Raw genomic sequence first — 15,436 nt, forward strand, 5'->3', positions numbered from 1 at the left:
AGGTTACCGAAGGGGAGGAAACGAAATGCGCAATAATACAAGAGGTTCATTAATCTGGTTGAGATTATTGCGTTTTTCGAACCAGAGTAACCAGTTTTCGAACGAATTTTTAAAAAGATTTGATCTAACAACAGCACAGTTTGATGTACTAATACAAATCAAAGTATATCAGCCGCTTACGCAAATGGAGTTAGCAGAAAAAGTAACCGTCACGCAAGGAGGTATTTCCCGCATGCTTGCACGTCTTGAGAAAGAAAAATATATTGTTCGCAAGCAAGATTGGAAAACGAAAACGATTCGTTTAACCGAGAAGGGTGAAGCGATTGTGGAAAAAGCAATGCCCGCTCAGCTTGCGCTGCAATCTTCCTTTTTTGAGGATGTATTAAATGAGGAGGAAATGAAAACATTATATTCACTGATTACACGCGTGCATAAACATAGCTTAATCAAAGAAATACCGCCCGAGTAGTTTTTTAAAGTATCACTTGATTAATCAAGCGAAAATAGAGGAGGAATTATTATGTATAAAATCCCCGGACATCATCATATCTCGATGATCACAAAAAATGCTCAGACGAATAATCATTTTTATCAACATGTGTTGGGTTTACGAAGAGTTAAAAAGACGGTCAATCAAGATGATCCATCCATGTATCATTTGTTTTACGGAGATTTAACGGGAAGCGCAGGCACGGAGTTATCCTTTTTCGAAATGCCTATGGTTGGAAGAACCGTTCGCGGGACAAATGCAATTACTCAAATCGGTTTATTGGTACCATCCATTGAAAGTCTGGAATATTGGAAAAATCGTTTTGATCATTTTAGTGTCAAGCATGGAGAAGTGACCATGTATGCAGGTCGAGCGGCACTTCCGTTTGAGGACCCAGAAGGGCTGCGGCTTATTTTACTAAACAATAATGGCGAAGAGATACCCGACTTCTGGTCGCCTTGGGATGGTTCTGCAGTTGAGCAAGACCATCGTATTTTAGGTATGGGTACAGTGGAATTGACTGTGCGTTCTTTGGAAAAAACGGCGAGAACATTAAGGGATATGTTTGGATATATACAAGTGTCGCACTCGGATCGCGAAACCATATATCAGTCCGTTGCAGGACAAGCATTTGGCGAAATTGTTGTAAAGCAAGAAGATGGGCCGAGTGAAAAGCCTGGTCGAGGAAGTATTCATCATTTGGCGATTCGGGTGAAAAACGAGGAGGAGCTCGGTTATTGGGACAAAGCGGTTAAAGATCGCGGCTTTCATTCGTCAGGTATCGTCGATCGCTTTTACTTCCAAAGCTTATATTTCCGTGATCCGAATGGCATTTTATTTGAAATCGCAACAGATGGACCCGGGTTTACAATAGATTCTCCCGTTGAAGCGTTAGGAAAAGAATTGGATTTACCGCCATTTCTAGAAGCGAGACGACAAGAAATCGAAGCCAATTTAAAGCCGCTTGATTAAAAGGAGAGGACGATAATGGAACAATATCGCATTGATACAAAAAAAGGTTTGGAATTTGGTTTATATTCGATTGGCGATCATGTACTAAATCCCGTAACAGGGAGCCAGATTAGCGCCGAACAACGAATCCATGAATTAATTGAGGCAAGCAAGTTAGCCGATGAAGCGGGTTTAGATGTATTTGCCGTTGGCGAAAGTCATCAATTGCATTTTACTACCCAGGCCCATACAGTCATTTTGGGAGCTATAGCTCAAGCGACAAAAAATATTAAAATTGCGAGTTCCGCAACAGTGCTGAGTACGTCTGATCCCGTACGTGTATATGAAGATTTCGCAACACTCGATTTAATCTCAAAAGGCAGAGCCGAAATTGTTGCTGGCCGTGGCTCACGCGTCGGGGCATATAGCTTGCTTGGATATGATGTACGCGATTATGAAGAATTATTTGAAGAAAAGATGGATCTTCTAATCCAATTAAATGCCGAAGAAAAGGTGACCTGGAAGGGAGAATTCCGTGCACCGCTGGAAAATGCGACGATTCTTCCACAACCTCGAAACGGTCATATGCCGATTTGGCGAGCTGTAGGCGGCCCTCCGGCAAGCGCCATTAAAGCCGGCTATTCTGGTGTACCTATGATGTTGACTACATTAGGAGGCCCCGCTATTAGTTTTAAAGCCTCTGTGGATGCGTATCGTGAGACCGCAGAGCGCAGCGGGTTTGATCCATCGACACTGCCAATTGCGACAACCAGCTTATTTTATACAGCAGAAAATTCTCAGGATGCACTACGTGAATATTATCCATTTATTAATTCAGGCATGCAGGCATTACGCGGCGGCGGCTATCCAAAGCAACAGTTCGCACAAGCTACTGATTATCGAGATGCGTTAATGATTGGAAGTCCGCAGCAAATAATCGAAAAAATGTTATATCAATACGAGCTTTATGGTCAACAACGATTCATGGCCCAAATTGATTTTGGCGGCGTGCCGTTTGATAAAATCGCAAAAAATATCGAGCTGATTGCAACTGAGATCTTGCCGGCAATCAGGAAGCATACAGCCCAAAAGTAAGGAGGAGAAGAGACCATGAATATCGTAGGAATAGCAGGATCAAATGTTGGATCGAAAACAAGAACCGCGATCGATTATACCCTTAAGATGGCGCGCGATAAATATCCGGATGCAACGATTACGTTACTTGACCTTGCAGAAAATAAAATGGTTTTTAGCGATGGACGTAATTACTGGGAATATGAGGGTGACACTAAATATGTGACAGAAACAATAATGGCAGCGGATGCCATCATTATAGGCACGCCTACGTTTCAAGCTTCTATTCCGGCCACATTAAAAAATATTTTCGATTTGTTGCCGGTTAACGCTTTTCGGGATAAAGTGGTGAGTATGCTAGTAACCGCAGGAACAGCCAAACATTATTTGATGGCCGAACAACAGTTAAAGCCGATTTTAGCTTATATGAAGGCTCATATTGTACCGACTTATGTATTTATAGAAGATAAGGATTACCTTAGAAAAGAAATTGTAAATGACGATATTCTTTTCCGATTGGATCGACTCGTAGAAGATACCGTAGTTCTGGTCGATGCTTATGCAGCGATTCGACAAGCAAAAGATGCGGAATATGATTTTTAACGAACAACTCATTCGCAAAAATCTTATCCACGCGAACAATCGCGGCTCCTCGGTGCAACTGCCGACTGCCGCGATTGTTTTGTGTTCTGGCATATAAACCTATGTGGCAAGGTTAGCCGTTATTTCTCTTCGCGCAGAATCTTGCGGTCGAAGATGAACGGGCCAAATGGAACGACGGACGCGATACATGCGGCGCCGAGCTTAAGGATCGTCCAGCGGTAACGGAAGGCTGCCCAGACGGCAGCGACCAGATAAAGCACGAACAAGCCCCCGTGCAGCGCGCCGACCACAGCTACAGCCTCCGGAATATCCGCCCAGTATTTGAGAGGCATGGCGACAAGCAGCAGGACGAGGAACGAGGTGCCCTCGAGCAATCCGACAAAACGAAGTCGGCCGATTGCGGTATTATTCATACAAAATAACCTCCGGATGCAGTAATCGTTTAATGTAGTTCAAAAAGTCCGCTTTTGATCACGAAGTATGCCAAGAAGCTTACTCGACATCGAATCTTGAATTCAGGCGAAACTTCCGGTGCTCACGTAGCTTCCACTACGCTCCGCTCCTCAGTTTCTACCTTCTTTCAATCTTCTCGGTGCTGAAAACCGAACTTTTTGAACTCGCACTATTAAGTCTAGACAGGAGCAATGCCCGTCCATAGCAATTGTACGATTTCTTCGGCGGCTTGTCCCGAAGTTCTCAGATCGTTCACAATTTCCGTCCGATTGCGAACTGTCATCATGGCCACGAACGCATGGGAGAGCAGCAGAGGATCGCACCGGTTCATCTCGCCGTCATCCATTGCCTTGGCGAACAATCGCTCCAGAAGCCGGTGAATATCCGCTTCACGCTCGCGTACGGAACGGATTTGCTCCTCCGAGAGATCGGCTGAAGCTTCTCGCATCATCGTCTCGAAGTCGACATGTTGATTGCGCATATGGCGCCTCGCCACCTCTTGCAGCCGTTCCTTCAGCGTTCCAGGACCTTCGATGACGGCAGCAGTCTGGTCATGCGCCATCTTGAGGACGAACAGCAGCGCCTCGGTAAAGATGACGGATTTATTGGCGAAATAATAATAAACGCTCGCTTTGGTAACGCCGCATGCCTGCGCAACCGTCTCCAGCGACACTTTCTCGTAGCCATGTTCCATAAAAAGGAAGGAAGCGGTGCGCAACAGCAGCGCCATTGTCTGCGGAGACTCGCTCGCTTTAGGACGTCCCGGCTTTCTCTTGATTTTGTCCGACTTCAATGTCGTGTACCTCCTGTAGATACCCGTTCAACGAATGTTAACAAATTGCTCATTGATTAATTAACCTTTGGGTATATATAATAATGTCATCAACTTTATTTTACCACGAGTTGCCGTCCGAACCAAAGTCTTAACATCGTTCGGGATCGAACAAGGAGGAGTAATGCACATGCTGGAGAAAATGGGGGCCTGGTTCGCCGGGCCGCGATCACGCTGGGTGACGCTTCTGGTCTGGATTGCCATAGCCGCAATCTTGACGTTGACGTTGCCGGCGGTAGGGGACAAAGAGATTAACAATGCGCCGAACCTGCCTGCCGACAGTCCATCGGTCATCGCGGACGAACTTATTCGTACGCACTTTCCGAATGAATCGGGATTGCCGGCTTTGCTGGTCTGGAACAGAGCTGGCGGACTGACGGAACAAGATTATGCCGCCATGCAGGCTTTAACCGCGGAGCTTGCCGAATCCCCTCTGGAAGGGCAAGAGGCAATCATCCCCCTTCACGAGATGCCGGCACCTGCGTTAAAGGGTATTTCATCGGAGGACGGGACTACACTCGTGTTGCCTGTCACCTTTGAAACTTATCTGGAGACGGATATCGTAAAAGAAAATTTGCATGCGATTCAAGAGAAAATTGAAGGTTTGACAGGCGGATTGCCTTTCGAGGCTGCCATTGATTCGGATTCGGAACTCAGCGTCCGTGTAAGCGGGCCAGCAGGAATTAGCGTTGACGCAACCGGCTTGTTCGAAAATGCGGACTTCGTGCTGATGGTAGCGACAGTATTGCTTGTCCTGGTGCTGCTGCTGCTCATCTACCGCTCGCCCATCCTTGCAATTATTCCGCTTATCGGCGTCGGGTTCGCTTATGCCGTAACAAGTCCCATCCTCGGCTGGATGGCCGGAGAAGGCTGGATTACGGTGGATGGACAAGCGATCGCCATTATGACGGTGCTGCTGTTCGGCGCAGGCACAGACTATTGCCTCTTTTTCATCACCCGCTTCCGTCAAGAGTTAACCCGGGAAGGCAACCGGATGTCGGCGCTCCGCCGCTCCTATAAAAATGCGACCGGAGCGATTGCGATGAGCGGTTTCACGGTTGTTCTGTCGCTGTTCGCATTATTGTTCGCACAATACGGTGCCGTCCATCGATTCGCGGTTCCGTTTAGCCTCTCGATTTTCATCATGATGATTGCAAGTCTTACGCTAGTACCGGCGCTTTTGTCCATTATCGGCCGCGCATCGTTTTATCCGTTCATCCCGCGTACGGAGGAGGAGGCCAAAGCTCGTGCCGCTGCAAAGGGGAAAACGTATGTTCGCCGGGATCCGGAGAAGAAGCTTGGCGCGAAGATCGGCAATCTTGTCGTTCGCAAGCCATGGACCGTTGCGCTCGTAAGTACGCTGTTGCTAGCAACGCTTGCTTCCTTTGCGCTGCCGGTCAAATACACGTACGATCTGCTGTCTACGTTCCCCGAAGATACGCCATCCGTTGAAGGCTTTAAAGTCATCTCGGAGGCTTATACGCCGGGCGAGCTGGCACCTGTTACCGTTGTCGTTCGTTCGGAAGGAGGAGCGCCTGCCGCCGTCGCGGAGAAGCTGTCGCAGCATCCTCTGGTCGATCACGTAGGCGAACCTGAGGTCAGCACCACTGACACTGCGCTCACGGCGTATTCCGTTGTTTATCGTATGAATCCTTACAATCAAGAGGCAATGAATGCAATTCCGGAGCTTAAGGAAGCTGCTGTTGCAGCGCTTGCCGAAGCAGGGACGGCCGATGCGGCCAGCAACGTCTGGATCGGCGGGCAGACGGCCGAGCAGCATGATTCCCAGCAAGTTACGGTGCGTGACAACCAATTGATCATTCCGATCGTAATCGGTCTAATCGTAGTCTTGTTATTGGCTTATCTGCGCTCCATTACGGCAACGATCTATCTTGTCGCCACGGTCTTGCTCTCTTACGCCGCTGCACTTGGTCTGGGCTGGCTGATCCTGCACGAGCTAATGGGAATCGAGGCGATACAGGGCTCCATACCGCTGTACGCGTTCGTATTCTTGATCGCCCTTGGGGAGGACTACAATATCTTTATGATCTCGAGCATCTGGCAGAAACGCAAGTCCATGCCTCTGCGTCAGGCAATCAAGGAAGGCGTTGCGGAGACGGGCGGCGTAATTACGTCAGCCGGCCTGATCCTCGCCGCCACATTCGCGGTGCTAGCTACGTTGCCTATCCAGGTGCTTGTCCAATTCGGCTTGATTACCGCCATTGGCGTACTGATGGATACGTTTATCGTACGTCCGTTCCTGGTGCCGGCCATAACTACGATTCTGGGCAAACGAGCGTTTTGGCCAGGCAAGGCGGAGGAAGCAGGCGTTAAGATGAAAGAAGCGGGACGTTAATCGGCTTATATCGTTATAAATCTGTAAAGGCTGCATAACTTGCCCTTATTAATAGGGAAGGTTAGGCAGCCTTTTCAATTTGCCTGGCGGAATGCAACATTTTACCATTCTTGTTCGTTGTATAGTGGAATGGTATTCATAATAGAGTACAAGCAAGGGGGACACAATGAGAAAAAGAGTACATTTGGGAATTTCCATGCTCCTCGCCATCATTATTCTGGCTTCCAGTCTCGCATTGCCGCCAAAGCCGGTCTATGCGTGCAGCTGCGCCATATCGGATTCCGTGTCGGAGGCGCTGAATCGCAATGATGCCGTATTCGACGGAACGGTTGTTGCCAGCCATACGCCGCGGAAGTGGTTCAGCTTCAGCCAATCGTCGGCCGATCCCGTCACATGGACGTTTGAAGCCCATGAAGTATGGAAGGGAAAGGTTGCTCCCCGAATTACAGTAACCTCTGCGCAGAGCAGCGCAAGCTGCGGCTTTGAATTCCAAGAGGGACAGCGATATATCGTGTACGCGAGAGGGACGGGTGACTCGCTGGAGGTCAGCTTGTGCAGCCGGACGACATTGACGTCAGCCGGCGGCTCCGATCTGGCAGAGCTCGGCAGCGGTTCGATTCCTCCAAAGCCTTCATCGGGAGAGGATGGAGCGGGAGCATTCGGTATTAGTCAAGTGATGATATTGCTCGGTCTTATCGTGGTATTAGCAGCAGCTATCTACGCAGGGTTGCGTATCAAGCGGCAAAAGTAATTAAATCAAGAAAATCGCGACTAGCGTTGTTACAGCCAGACCAATCAATACAGGCTTCAAATTGCGGCGTGCCAGCTCGAAAGGGCTGACGCCGCAAATCGCTGCGGCAGGAATGAGCGCCCAAGGAATGATAGTCCCTCCGCCTACCCAGATAGCCGCGACTTGCCCGAGCGCGGTCAACGTGGCAACGCCCGATCCGAGTGCGTGACCGAACAGCGCAGCGACGGAGCCGGCAAGCGATATTCCGGAAAATCCCGAACCGTCAAGCCCGGTAATAGCCCCTACAACAGTCAATGTGATCGCTCCGATCGTACCGTTTAAGGGAACTTCCGCTGCAAGCGCGACGCCAAGATCGTTGACAATACCGGCAGATGCCTCAGGAAGCTTCTCGCCGAACAAAGAGAAAAAGCCGGCGTCGCCCAGATAAAAGAACGCCGCGATTGGAATGACGGGTCCGAACACACGGAAGCCGAATACAAAACCTTCGATCAAATACCCCGTTGTTTTCTCCAGCCCTTTGCCCCGATGCGCCAACATGGTAATGGCAAGCATAATCAGAATCGACGTGCCGCCAATAAGCGCCGTTGCATCGCCTCCCTGCAGATTCAGCAAGAACATCGCGACTACATTAAGCGCGAACAGGAGCGGGATGATAACCGCAAGCCACCGCCTCGTCACCAGCGACAACAATTCGCGGTCAACCGCTTCATTGCTGTTTTCGCCAGAACCACTTGTATCCACAGACGCAATTAAGCCATCATTCCAGCGACCCAGACGTTGATCGCGACGCATCATCCAGAAAGCGGTCACCGTCGTTACGACGCCCATGACGATAACCAGCGGAATGCTCGCAAGCATCACTTCGTCGACATGAATGCCCGCAGCGCCGGCTGTCAGCCCGGGAGCGCCTTGTATAATATAGTCGCCGGACAACGCGATGCCATGACCGAACAAGTTCATCGCCACCGCAGCGCCAAGAGCAGGCAACCCTACTCTCATCGCGACGGGCAACAGGACAGCGCCTATTAACGCCACCGCCGGAGAAGGCCAAAAAAATAACGATACGGTGAACATGATGATGCCGATACCCCAGAAGGCGAGTGTTGGCGTTTTCAAGAATCGTGTGAACGGAGCAATCATAATTTCATTAATTCCGGTTCGAATGAGAATCCGGCTTAATGCAACGATCACGGATATGATGAGAATCGTACCGAGCAATTCCTTAATGGCATAAATAAAACTGTTAAAAATACCGCTCACGGAACCGTCGATCGACACCGTCGCCAATATGCCGATGCCGAGTATGCCCGCGATGCAGACGAGCGTAGTGTCCTTGCGCATCAGCATAAAGCCGATGATCGCAACGATGAAGGCCAGATAGACCCAATGCAGTGCAGTCAGTTCGATAACCATGCCTCTTCATCCTCCCGACGAATTGCGACAGCCTGCAGGCGCTGCCGTAGTGTACAGTATGCAGACGGGAGGGTAGGCGTTCATCCAAGTATCGCCTGTGGTTCCTTGCCGGACGCAGCCTCTCAATTGGGAAGCAGCCATTGTTGCACAGGCGATGACAGCTGTGCTATTCTACTTAGCAGACAGCACCGGATGTAGGGAAAGGAAGGGATATACATATGTTGCAGATCTTCATTATCGACGCTTCGATGACTCATTCCAAAGAGGATGGTTTTGTAGGCAAAGTGCAATTTAGCGTAGAGGGCCACGACAACGAATATGAGATCGCCTTGCAAAGCAAACGCGGTTCGGATTGGGGGTACGGGTTGTTTTTCTTGCACAATTCGGGTAACGAGGAGCAGCTTCTGGCGCTGGAGGACGAATTGGAAGAGGATGACGAATTGTTCGATTACCTGATTCAAACGGCAAAGAGCAAGCTGGAAGCATAACGAAAACGAAGAAACCTCTGCTTGCCGGGAACGGCTGATTGCCATTCTCGAGCTTTGCAGAGGCTTCTTTTTTTACATCTGACGTTCGATGGAGGAATCTTGGCCTCGGACCTTGTTGCGCTTCTGGACACGGTACACGAAGTAAGCAGCCGCGACAATGGCAAGCGCTACAATGATCCAAATGCCATACCGGTAGATGACATCCGCAATATGCTGAACCTGGTCGCCGACGAAACCTCCGATGAGGAAGTAGATCATCGTCCAAACGAACGCAGAGGGATAAGCAAATAACGCGAAGCGGCCGTACTTCATTTTGTTCATGCCCATTACATAAGGAGTCACGTGTCGCAGGAACGGCAAGCATAAGCTGATGCTGATCGCATATCCGCCGAATCGATGGCTCAGCTCCTCGGAACGGTCGATAAAGGCTCCGATATTTTTGCGCTTGCGGAACCAGTTGGCGAGTCTGGCGCCAGCGAATCGTCCGATGCTGTAACCGAAGCTCATGGCCGAACATATGCCCAGGCAAGTCATGATAAAGGCGGGAACGGGAGATAATACGCCTGAGAAGGCAAGAGCGCCTCCCGTCATTACAACGGCTTCGTTCGGGATCGGCAAGCCGATCAGACCCAGACATAACACCAGGAACAGCGCGACATAACCGAGTTGTTCAATTATAGATAATAATAAATCATAGCCCATATGGCATTTGCTCGCTTTCTGAACATCACTCGTTTGATATTCGTACAGTCTATAATTATAAGTTATCACAATTTCGAAGGCCTGAGAACCTTACTTACGTCTCCTGAGCGGTCGGCGTTTCACTCTTTAACCATTTCGTAACTATTTTCGACGGCTGTTGCGCTAACATAGAAAATAGCGAATTGGGAGTTCCGAGGGAGAGAACGTCGAGATGTATGCATTCCAGCAAAAGGTGGCAGAGCTTAGAGAGATTGAGCCTATTGTATATACAATATGTTTGTCCCTGACGGATAACGAGCAGGCTGCTTGTGACGTCGCCAAGAGGGCGTTAACGGCTTTATTTCAGGATAACGAATTTTGGATACTGGATGCGCGGAATCGAAGGCCCTATATTCTCAAGCAATGTTTGCGCAGTCAAATGGGGCAAGAAACAACGAATTTTCAGAAAAAGCAAGCTGCTGCAGGTATTTGAACGAATAAAATGACAACATTTACATACAGGAGCGCTATCATGTCTTACTTACTCGAAAAGGGGCAATGGAGAGATTGGCAAATCACTTCGGTAATCGTCCATAAAGGAGATCGAAAGGAGACAGAGTGGCACGAGGGGGGCGAGGACGCCATCGGACCGCTCTATTCGTGCACCAAAAGCGTATTATCGGCGCTAATCGGTATCGCCATCGACAGAGGTGACTTGCCGGGAGTAGATGAACCCATTGGCAGGTGGTTCCAGCGATATGCAGCAGGCGGCGGGGACGACTCTTGGGGGCAAATCACGATAAAACAATTGCTTACCATGACGCCTGGATTCGAATGGCCGGATTTCGACAAGCCTTATTGGGAGCTGCGCAAATCCAGGGATCCCGTCGCCTATGCGTTAAATCAGCCCCTAGTACATTTACCGGGGCATGCTTTTACATACAACTCAGGCGGATCGCATCTTTTATCTGCGATTCTGACGGAAGCGACTGGGAAGTCTGCTCTCCAATATGCGAGGGAGCATCTGTTCGAGCCGCTTGGATTCCGCGCGGCAAAGTGGTCGGAGCGGGGAGGCATTAGCGAGGGCGGGACGGGACTTGCGCTGACAGGAAACGATCTGGTGAAGTTCGGGGTCCTTTATTTGAAGGAGGGCCTATGGGATGGCAAGCGGATTCTGTCCACATCGTGGATATCGGATTCAACGACCATGCATCATCGTGCCTTATTGCATTACGAGCCCCCGATCTACGGCGGCTTCGGGTATCATTGGTGGTGTACGCCATCCAACCATAACGGCGTAGCCGATGGTTACTTCGCTTTCGGCCATGGCGGCCAATATTTAATGATCGTGCCGGAATTGGATACGGTCATTATGGTGCGCAAACGGATTACGAAGCGTAATGAAGCGATCTGGTCGCGCAAGCTGATATTTGACATTATTCTTCCGGCGCTGCTCCGGACCTAGTTAGTCCTAACAAGTTCTAACGTTGTCATCAATCGGCTTTCGTTCCTGTCGTCAGTTGCCAAACCGATTCGTCGAATGATGTCCGACATGTTCGAATTACGATGACAATTGTACGATATTAGTCAGAATTACCCAAAACTAGTGATTGGCAAAGAATAGGGCTTTAACGCTGGCTACAAAAGTTGTATAATCATGGAAGCTGCCAAGCGACACAAAACCCAACCTAAGAGAGAATAGCTGATCTTGGGCTGGGTTGTTTTCTTTAGAAATGGAGATTAATAGCGATGAACGTACATTCTATCAACCATTTATGTTTTTCAGTCACGGATCTTGAACGATCTATCTCCTTCTATCAACATGTGTTCGACGCGAAGCTGAAAGTAAAAGGAAGGAAGCTAGCTTATTTCGAGTTTAACGGATTATGGATCGCGCTTAATCAAGAAGATATCGAACGGCATCACAATGTTCGCACGTATACGCATATTGCGTTTACGATTGCGGAAGAAGAATACGACAACGAAGTCAGGCGGCTTGAAGCGCTGGAAGTTGAGTTGTTCGCAGGGCGGCCAAGGGATGATCGGGACAAAAAGTCGATCTACTTCCTCGATCCGGACGGTCATATGTTCGAATTGCATACCGGAACATTAAACGATCGGCTTGCCTACTACAAAGCGGATATGAGTCATATGGAGTTTTATGATGAATCCTGACGAACGCGTAAAGGCACTGGTACAGTCCGAGATGGATTATATGTCGGACCGGATGACGGCTATGCTGGAGCAGCCGGGCAACCCTATGGGAGTCGAGATGCTGCGATTGGACAATGCCATCGCTTATTACAGTCGGAGTATGCCATGGTCGCTATTCAATCATGTAAAGGGGCGATTGTCCCCCGATGATGTTGAAAAAGTAATCTCGTTCCATGAGGAACGAGGTCGTCAGCCGGAGCTTCAAATCGCGCCAAGTCTTTATGAAGCCGATACATTAAAGCTACTCGCTAAGCGGGGGTTCTACCAATCCGGCTTCCATGTATCCATGTATAAGGATTCGGTTAAGGAGTCGGATGCACGCTTACCCGATGACAAGATCGAAGTCCGAGAGCTGTCGGATGACGAATGGTCAACCTATGGTGACATTCATTGTCTGGGTACAGGACTTTCCATCACCGGAAGGGATCACGTCGTGGATAATAACCGATTGCTTCATGACAGACCAGGCTGGCATTATCGGATAGGCCTTGTAGATGGACGGGCTGCTTCTGTAGGCGTTATGTTCGTGAAGAACGGAGTGGCTTCATTTACCTTCGCGGCTACATTGCCGGAGGAGCGGGCTAAAGGTCTTCATACCGCTATTCTCAAGGGTCGTCTGCTTCTTGCTCGTCAGCTTGGATGCAGTCTTGTTGTTGCACAATGCGCATATGGATCTGCAAGCCATCGCAATATGGAACGGGTTGGCATGAGGATCGGCATGACTCGATCCACTTGGTCCAAACTTTAGTTGACATAACTAATATTATGACACTTTACGGAGGCTTTCCTTTTATGCAAAGTCCTATACTTAATCGGATAAGCGGCATTTTTGTACCCGTGAGCGATATTGAAGCGGGAAGAGCCTGGTATTGCGAATTGTTGGGGATGGAGCCAAGTATGGATATTATCTCAGGCCATTTGTGCTGTATCTCCATGCAAAGCGGACAAAATATCGTATTGGATAGCAAAGTGTATACGCCTGAGAACGTGTTTAAGACGCCGATGTTTCATTTTGACACGGACGATATTGATGAGGCTTTTTCCTATATGAAGGAAAAGGGAGTAACGCTGACAACCGGCATTGAAAACGGCCATTGGTTCGGATTCCAGGATCCAGACGGAAACCATCTAATGATCTGCAAGATCGATTAATGTATTGCTTACCATAAAGGTGTGTGTCACAATAAGGGCAGCACGAGCAGAACAACAGAAAGAATCGAGGGTTATCCGTGAAATTCAGACCTTGTATCGATCTACATGACGGCAAAGTGAAGCAGATTGTAGGCGAGACGTTAACAGAGGGCGTCATCGTCGAAAACTTCGTCTCCACATACGATTCGGGCTATTACGCCGAGTTGTTCAAACGAGACGCTCTGACAGGCGGACATGTTATCATGCTCGGCCCAGGCAACGAAGCTGCAGCCATAACGGCACTTAACCGGTACCGGAACGGCCTGCAGATCGGAGGCGGCATTAAAGCCGACAATGCCGCTCTTTATCTGGAGCAAGGAGCGACCCATGTTATTGTAACGTCCTATATTTTCCGGGATGGCAGATTGGATGAAGACAACTTGTCCCGAATCGTTAGCGAAGCCGGCAAGGACAAGCTCGTCATCGATCTAAGCTGCAAGCAGAAAGACGGCAAGTGGTACGTGGTTACGAATCAGTGGAAGCTCTTCAGCGACTTCGAGGTCAATGCGGACAATATCCGTTATCTGGAGCAGTATTGCGACGAATTCCTCGTACATGCTGTAGATGTGGAAGGAAAGCAGGGCGGGATTCAACAAAGCTTGGTAACCGATCTGGCAAAGTGGACCTCCATTCCGACTACGTATGCGGGCGGAGCCAGATCCATTGCCGATATGGAGCAATTCCGCGATTTATCCGGCGGCAAGCTGGATTTGACTATCGGCAGCGCGCTGGATATATTCGGCGGCTCCTTGCCGTATGAAGATGTGGTGCGGTTCGGACGTTGATGTTTCATAATCTCGTTAAGTCATAAGAATAGGATTGCCGCAATACATTAATAGAAGTTCTTAACACCAGGAAGCCGACGTTCCCGTAGAGGAACTCGGCTTTTTCGGACTTTCTGCATGACAAAGGGTATCGAGTGCATTATAATGTGAAACGATGGTAAAATCGGGATCGTAAGGGAAGGGATCTCTTTAAATAGGCTTAATCGTATTTATTCGTAAACAGGAGGGATTCCGAATGACCGCCGCGCTGCTAGGCAGCTTTATCTCCGCAATGGCCACCGTTCTAGGGGCGGTGCCGTTGTTATTCGTTCGATCATTGTCCGAGCGCTGGAAGGATATACTGGTCGCCTTTACAGCCGGAATTATGGTATCGGCATCGATGTTCGGTCTGCTCCCGCAGGCACTTAAGGAATCGGGGCTGATCCAGCTCACGATTGGGCTTATACTGGGCGTCGTGGCGCTCGATTGGATTGAGAAATCCATTCCTCATATCGACGTTGAGCAAAAAAAATATGTCAGCTCCTTCGATTCGAAATCTCTGCTCGTTATGTTTGCGTTATTTATCCATAACATACCGGAAGGGTTAAGCACGGGGTTCAGCTACGCGAGCGCGAATGAAGGGCTGGGACCCATGGTAGCCATTGCGATCGGGGCGCAGAATATGCCTGAGGGGCTGGTTTTGGCCGTATTTTTGACAAGATCCAATGTAAGCAAGCTCAAGCTGATGCTTATCGTCACGTTAACCGGACTTATGGAGGTCGTATCGGCGATTGCGGGCTACTTTACGGCGAGCTATATCAACGCATTAATCGGGTATGGCCTGGCATTCGCTTCCGGAGCGATGCTGTTTATCGTGTATAAGGAACTGATCCCGGAATCGCATGGACATGGCTTCGAAAGGTCTGCTACTTATTCGTTTATATTGGGATTGCTGCTTATGATCTACATTAGTCATTTCTTCGGATAAGGATAACCTTTGGGTTGTCCTTCAACCACTTAAAAGTTTACATAATAAATTATATGTTAATATACTGATGTTCGATAACGTAATAATTATTATGCAAACAATTGCGACTAGTGATTTTATTTAATGTGATTAAGTATAAATAAAAAACGCGAGTTTCGGGCTGAAGCGGTCCCGGAACTTGCGTTTT

Annotated in this window: 18 protein-coding genes; 14 read left to right on the forward strand and 4 right to left on the reverse strand. The window is 48.9% G+C overall.

All coding sequences use genetic code 11. The annotated features are described in order from the left end of the window. The first annotated feature begins 25 nt into the window (after positions 1-25). Genes H7F31_RS20120 through H7F31_RS20135 form a run of 4 tightly spaced genes read left to right on the forward strand, consistent with a single transcriptional unit; the run spans position 26 to position 3,118 of the window. Positions 26-469: a MarR family winged helix-turn-helix transcriptional regulator gene (locus H7F31_RS20120; RefSeq protein WP_187100233.1), complete on the forward strand. Its 444-nt coding sequence runs from the start codon at positions 26-28 to the stop codon at positions 467-469. Between the two features lie 51 nt (positions 470-520). After that, positions 521-1,462: a ring-cleaving dioxygenase gene (locus tag H7F31_RS20125; RefSeq protein ID WP_187100234.1), complete on the forward strand. Its 942-nt coding sequence runs from the start codon at positions 521-523 to the stop codon at positions 1,460-1,462. Between the two features lie 15 nt (positions 1,463-1,477). Further along, complete coding sequence (locus tag H7F31_RS20130; protein ID WP_187100235.1) at positions 1,478-2,536, forward strand: LLM class flavin-dependent oxidoreductase; 1,059 nt, start codon at positions 1,478-1,480, stop codon at positions 2,534-2,536. A 15-nt stretch (positions 2,537-2,551) separates the two neighbouring features. After that, positions 2,552-3,118 (forward strand): NADPH-dependent FMN reductase, encoded by a 567-nt coding sequence (locus tag H7F31_RS20135; protein WP_187100236.1) that lies wholly within the window; start codon positions 2,552-2,554, stop codon positions 3,116-3,118. Positions 3,119-3,237: 119 nt separating this feature from the next. Here H7F31_RS20135 and H7F31_RS20140 read toward each other — a convergent pair whose 3' ends face one another. After that, on the reverse strand, positions 3,238-3,531 hold the full coding sequence (locus tag H7F31_RS20140; RefSeq protein WP_187100237.1) for a DUF3817 domain-containing protein: 294 nt from the start codon (positions 3,529-3,531) through the stop codon (positions 3,238-3,240). 218 nt (positions 3,532-3,749) lie between these two features. Next, complete coding sequence (locus H7F31_RS20145) at positions 3,750-4,364, reverse strand: TetR/AcrR family transcriptional regulator (RefSeq protein WP_187100238.1); 615 nt, start codon at positions 4,362-4,364, stop codon at positions 3,750-3,752. Positions 4,365-4,527: 163 nt separating this feature from the next. Between H7F31_RS20145 and H7F31_RS20150 the strand changes: the two genes are divergently transcribed. Both H7F31_RS20150 and H7F31_RS20155 read left to right on the forward strand, forming a co-directional pair. After that, positions 4,528-6,759: an MMPL family transporter gene (locus H7F31_RS20150; protein ID WP_187100239.1), complete on the forward strand. Its 2,232-nt coding sequence runs from the start codon at positions 4,528-4,530 to the stop codon at positions 6,757-6,759. Positions 6,760-6,925: 166 nt separating this feature from the next. Then, positions 6,926-7,510 carry a hypothetical protein gene (locus tag H7F31_RS20155; RefSeq protein ID WP_187100240.1) on the forward strand — a complete coding sequence of 195 codons (585 nt, stop codon included), beginning with the start codon at positions 6,926-6,928 and terminating at the stop codon, positions 7,508-7,510. Here the strand turns inward: H7F31_RS20155 and H7F31_RS20160 are convergent, their stop codons facing one another. Further along, complete coding sequence (locus H7F31_RS20160) at positions 7,511-8,923, reverse strand: hypothetical protein (protein WP_187100241.1); 1,413 nt, start codon at positions 8,921-8,923, stop codon at positions 7,511-7,513. A 218-nt stretch (positions 8,924-9,141) separates the two neighbouring features. On the opposite strand from H7F31_RS20160, the gene H7F31_RS20165 reads away from it, so the two are divergent. Next, the gene (locus H7F31_RS20165; protein WP_261800067.1) at positions 9,142-9,411 is read left to right on the forward strand and encodes a hypothetical protein; all 270 of its coding nucleotides are present in this window, start codon (positions 9,142-9,144) and stop codon (positions 9,409-9,411) included. Positions 9,412-9,483: 72 nt separating this feature from the next. On the opposite strand, the gene H7F31_RS20170 is transcribed toward H7F31_RS20165, so the two are convergent. Beyond that, complete coding sequence (locus tag H7F31_RS20170) at positions 9,484-10,113, reverse strand: DedA family protein (protein WP_187100242.1); 630 nt, start codon at positions 10,111-10,113, stop codon at positions 9,484-9,486. Between the two features lie 211 nt (positions 10,114-10,324). Between H7F31_RS20170 and H7F31_RS20175 the strand changes: the two genes are divergently transcribed. From H7F31_RS20175 to H7F31_RS20205, 7 genes are all read left to right on the forward strand, one after another. Next, positions 10,325-10,585, forward strand: a complete 261-nt coding sequence (locus tag H7F31_RS20175) for a hypothetical protein (RefSeq protein WP_187100243.1) — start codon at positions 10,325-10,327, stop codon at positions 10,583-10,585. Between the two features lie 39 nt (positions 10,586-10,624). Beyond that, on the forward strand, positions 10,625-11,557 hold the full coding sequence (locus H7F31_RS20180; RefSeq protein ID WP_187100244.1) for a serine hydrolase domain-containing protein: 933 nt from the start codon (positions 10,625-10,627) through the stop codon (positions 11,555-11,557). A 284-nt stretch (positions 11,558-11,841) separates the two neighbouring features. Continuing rightward, entirely contained in the window at positions 11,842-12,267 is a 426-nt protein-coding gene (gene fosB, locus H7F31_RS20185; protein WP_187100245.1) for a metallothiol transferase FosB, read from the forward strand. Continuing rightward, positions 12,257-13,054 (forward strand): GNAT family N-acetyltransferase, encoded by a 798-nt coding sequence (locus H7F31_RS20190; RefSeq protein ID WP_261800068.1) that lies wholly within the window; start codon positions 12,257-12,259, stop codon positions 13,052-13,054. Before fosB ends, H7F31_RS20190 begins: the two co-directional genes overlap by 11 nt. A 44-nt stretch (positions 13,055-13,098) precedes the next feature. Then, positions 13,099-13,458 carry a VOC family protein gene (locus tag H7F31_RS20195; RefSeq protein WP_187100247.1) on the forward strand — a complete coding sequence of 120 codons (360 nt, stop codon included), beginning with the start codon at positions 13,099-13,101 and terminating at the stop codon, positions 13,456-13,458. A gap of 77 nt (positions 13,459-13,535) precedes the next feature. Beyond that, on the forward strand, positions 13,536-14,282 hold the full coding sequence (gene hisA / locus H7F31_RS20200) for a phosphoribosylformimino-5-aminoimidazole carboxamide ribotide isomerase (RefSeq protein WP_187100248.1): 747 nt from the start codon (positions 13,536-13,538) through the stop codon (positions 14,280-14,282). A 235-nt stretch (positions 14,283-14,517) separates the two neighbouring features. Then, complete coding sequence (locus H7F31_RS20205) at positions 14,518-15,249, forward strand: ZIP family metal transporter (RefSeq protein WP_087568550.1); 732 nt, start codon at positions 14,518-14,520, stop codon at positions 15,247-15,249. The last annotated feature ends 187 nt before the right edge of the window (positions 15,250-15,436 follow it).

The organism is Paenibacillus sp. PAMC21692 (assembly GCF_014303795.1).
GTDB classification, from domain to species: Bacteria; Bacillota; Bacilli; order Paenibacillales; family Paenibacillaceae; genus Pristimantibacillus; species Pristimantibacillus agaridevorans.

What these genes read in the sequence shown, in the direction of transcription:
- H7F31_RS20120 (WP_187100233.1), top strand. Translation starts at nt 26, where the DNA reads ATGCGCAATAATACAAGAGGTTCATTAATCTGGTTGAGATTATTGCGT.
- H7F31_RS20170 (WP_187100242.1), bottom strand. Translation starts at nt 10,113, where the DNA reads ATGGGCTATGATTTATTATTATCTATAATTGAACAACTCGGTTATGTC.
- H7F31_RS20130 (WP_187100235.1), top strand. Translation starts at nt 1,478, where the DNA reads ATGGAACAATATCGCATTGATACAAAAAAAGGTTTGGAATTTGGTTTA.
- H7F31_RS20125 (WP_187100234.1), top strand. Translation starts at nt 521, where the DNA reads ATGTATAAAATCCCCGGACATCATCATATCTCGATGATCACAAAAAAT.
- H7F31_RS20140 (WP_187100237.1), bottom strand. Translation starts at nt 3,531, where the DNA reads ATGAATAATACCGCAATCGGCCGACTTCGTTTTGTCGGATTGCTCGAG.
- H7F31_RS20135 (WP_187100236.1), top strand. Translation starts at nt 2,552, where the DNA reads ATGAATATCGTAGGAATAGCAGGATCAAATGTTGGATCGAAAACAAGA.
- H7F31_RS20160 (WP_187100241.1), bottom strand. Translation starts at nt 8,923, where the DNA reads ATGGTTATCGAACTGACTGCACTGCATTGGGTCTATCTGGCCTTCATC.
- H7F31_RS20190 (WP_261800068.1), top strand. Translation starts at nt 12,257, where the DNA reads ATGAATCCTGACGAACGCGTAAAGGCACTGGTACAGTCCGAGATGGAT.
- H7F31_RS20165 (WP_261800067.1), top strand. Translation starts at nt 9,142, where the DNA reads ATGTTGCAGATCTTCATTATCGACGCTTCGATGACTCATTCCAAAGAG.
- fosB (WP_187100245.1), top strand. Translation starts at nt 11,842, where the DNA reads ATGAACGTACATTCTATCAACCATTTATGTTTTTCAGTCACGGATCTT.
- H7F31_RS20180 (WP_187100244.1), top strand. Translation starts at nt 10,625, where the DNA reads ATGTCTTACTTACTCGAAAAGGGGCAATGGAGAGATTGGCAAATCACT.
- H7F31_RS20155 (WP_187100240.1), top strand. Translation starts at nt 6,926, where the DNA reads ATGAGAAAAAGAGTACATTTGGGAATTTCCATGCTCCTCGCCATCATT.
- H7F31_RS20205 (WP_087568550.1), top strand. Translation starts at nt 14,518, where the DNA reads ATGACCGCCGCGCTGCTAGGCAGCTTTATCTCCGCAATGGCCACCGTT.
- H7F31_RS20150 (WP_187100239.1), top strand. Translation starts at nt 4,528, where the DNA reads ATGCACATGCTGGAGAAAATGGGGGCCTGGTTCGCCGGGCCGCGATCA.
- H7F31_RS20175 (WP_187100243.1), top strand. Translation starts at nt 10,325, where the DNA reads ATGTATGCATTCCAGCAAAAGGTGGCAGAGCTTAGAGAGATTGAGCCT.
- H7F31_RS20195 (WP_187100247.1), top strand. Translation starts at nt 13,099, where the DNA reads ATGCAAAGTCCTATACTTAATCGGATAAGCGGCATTTTTGTACCCGTG.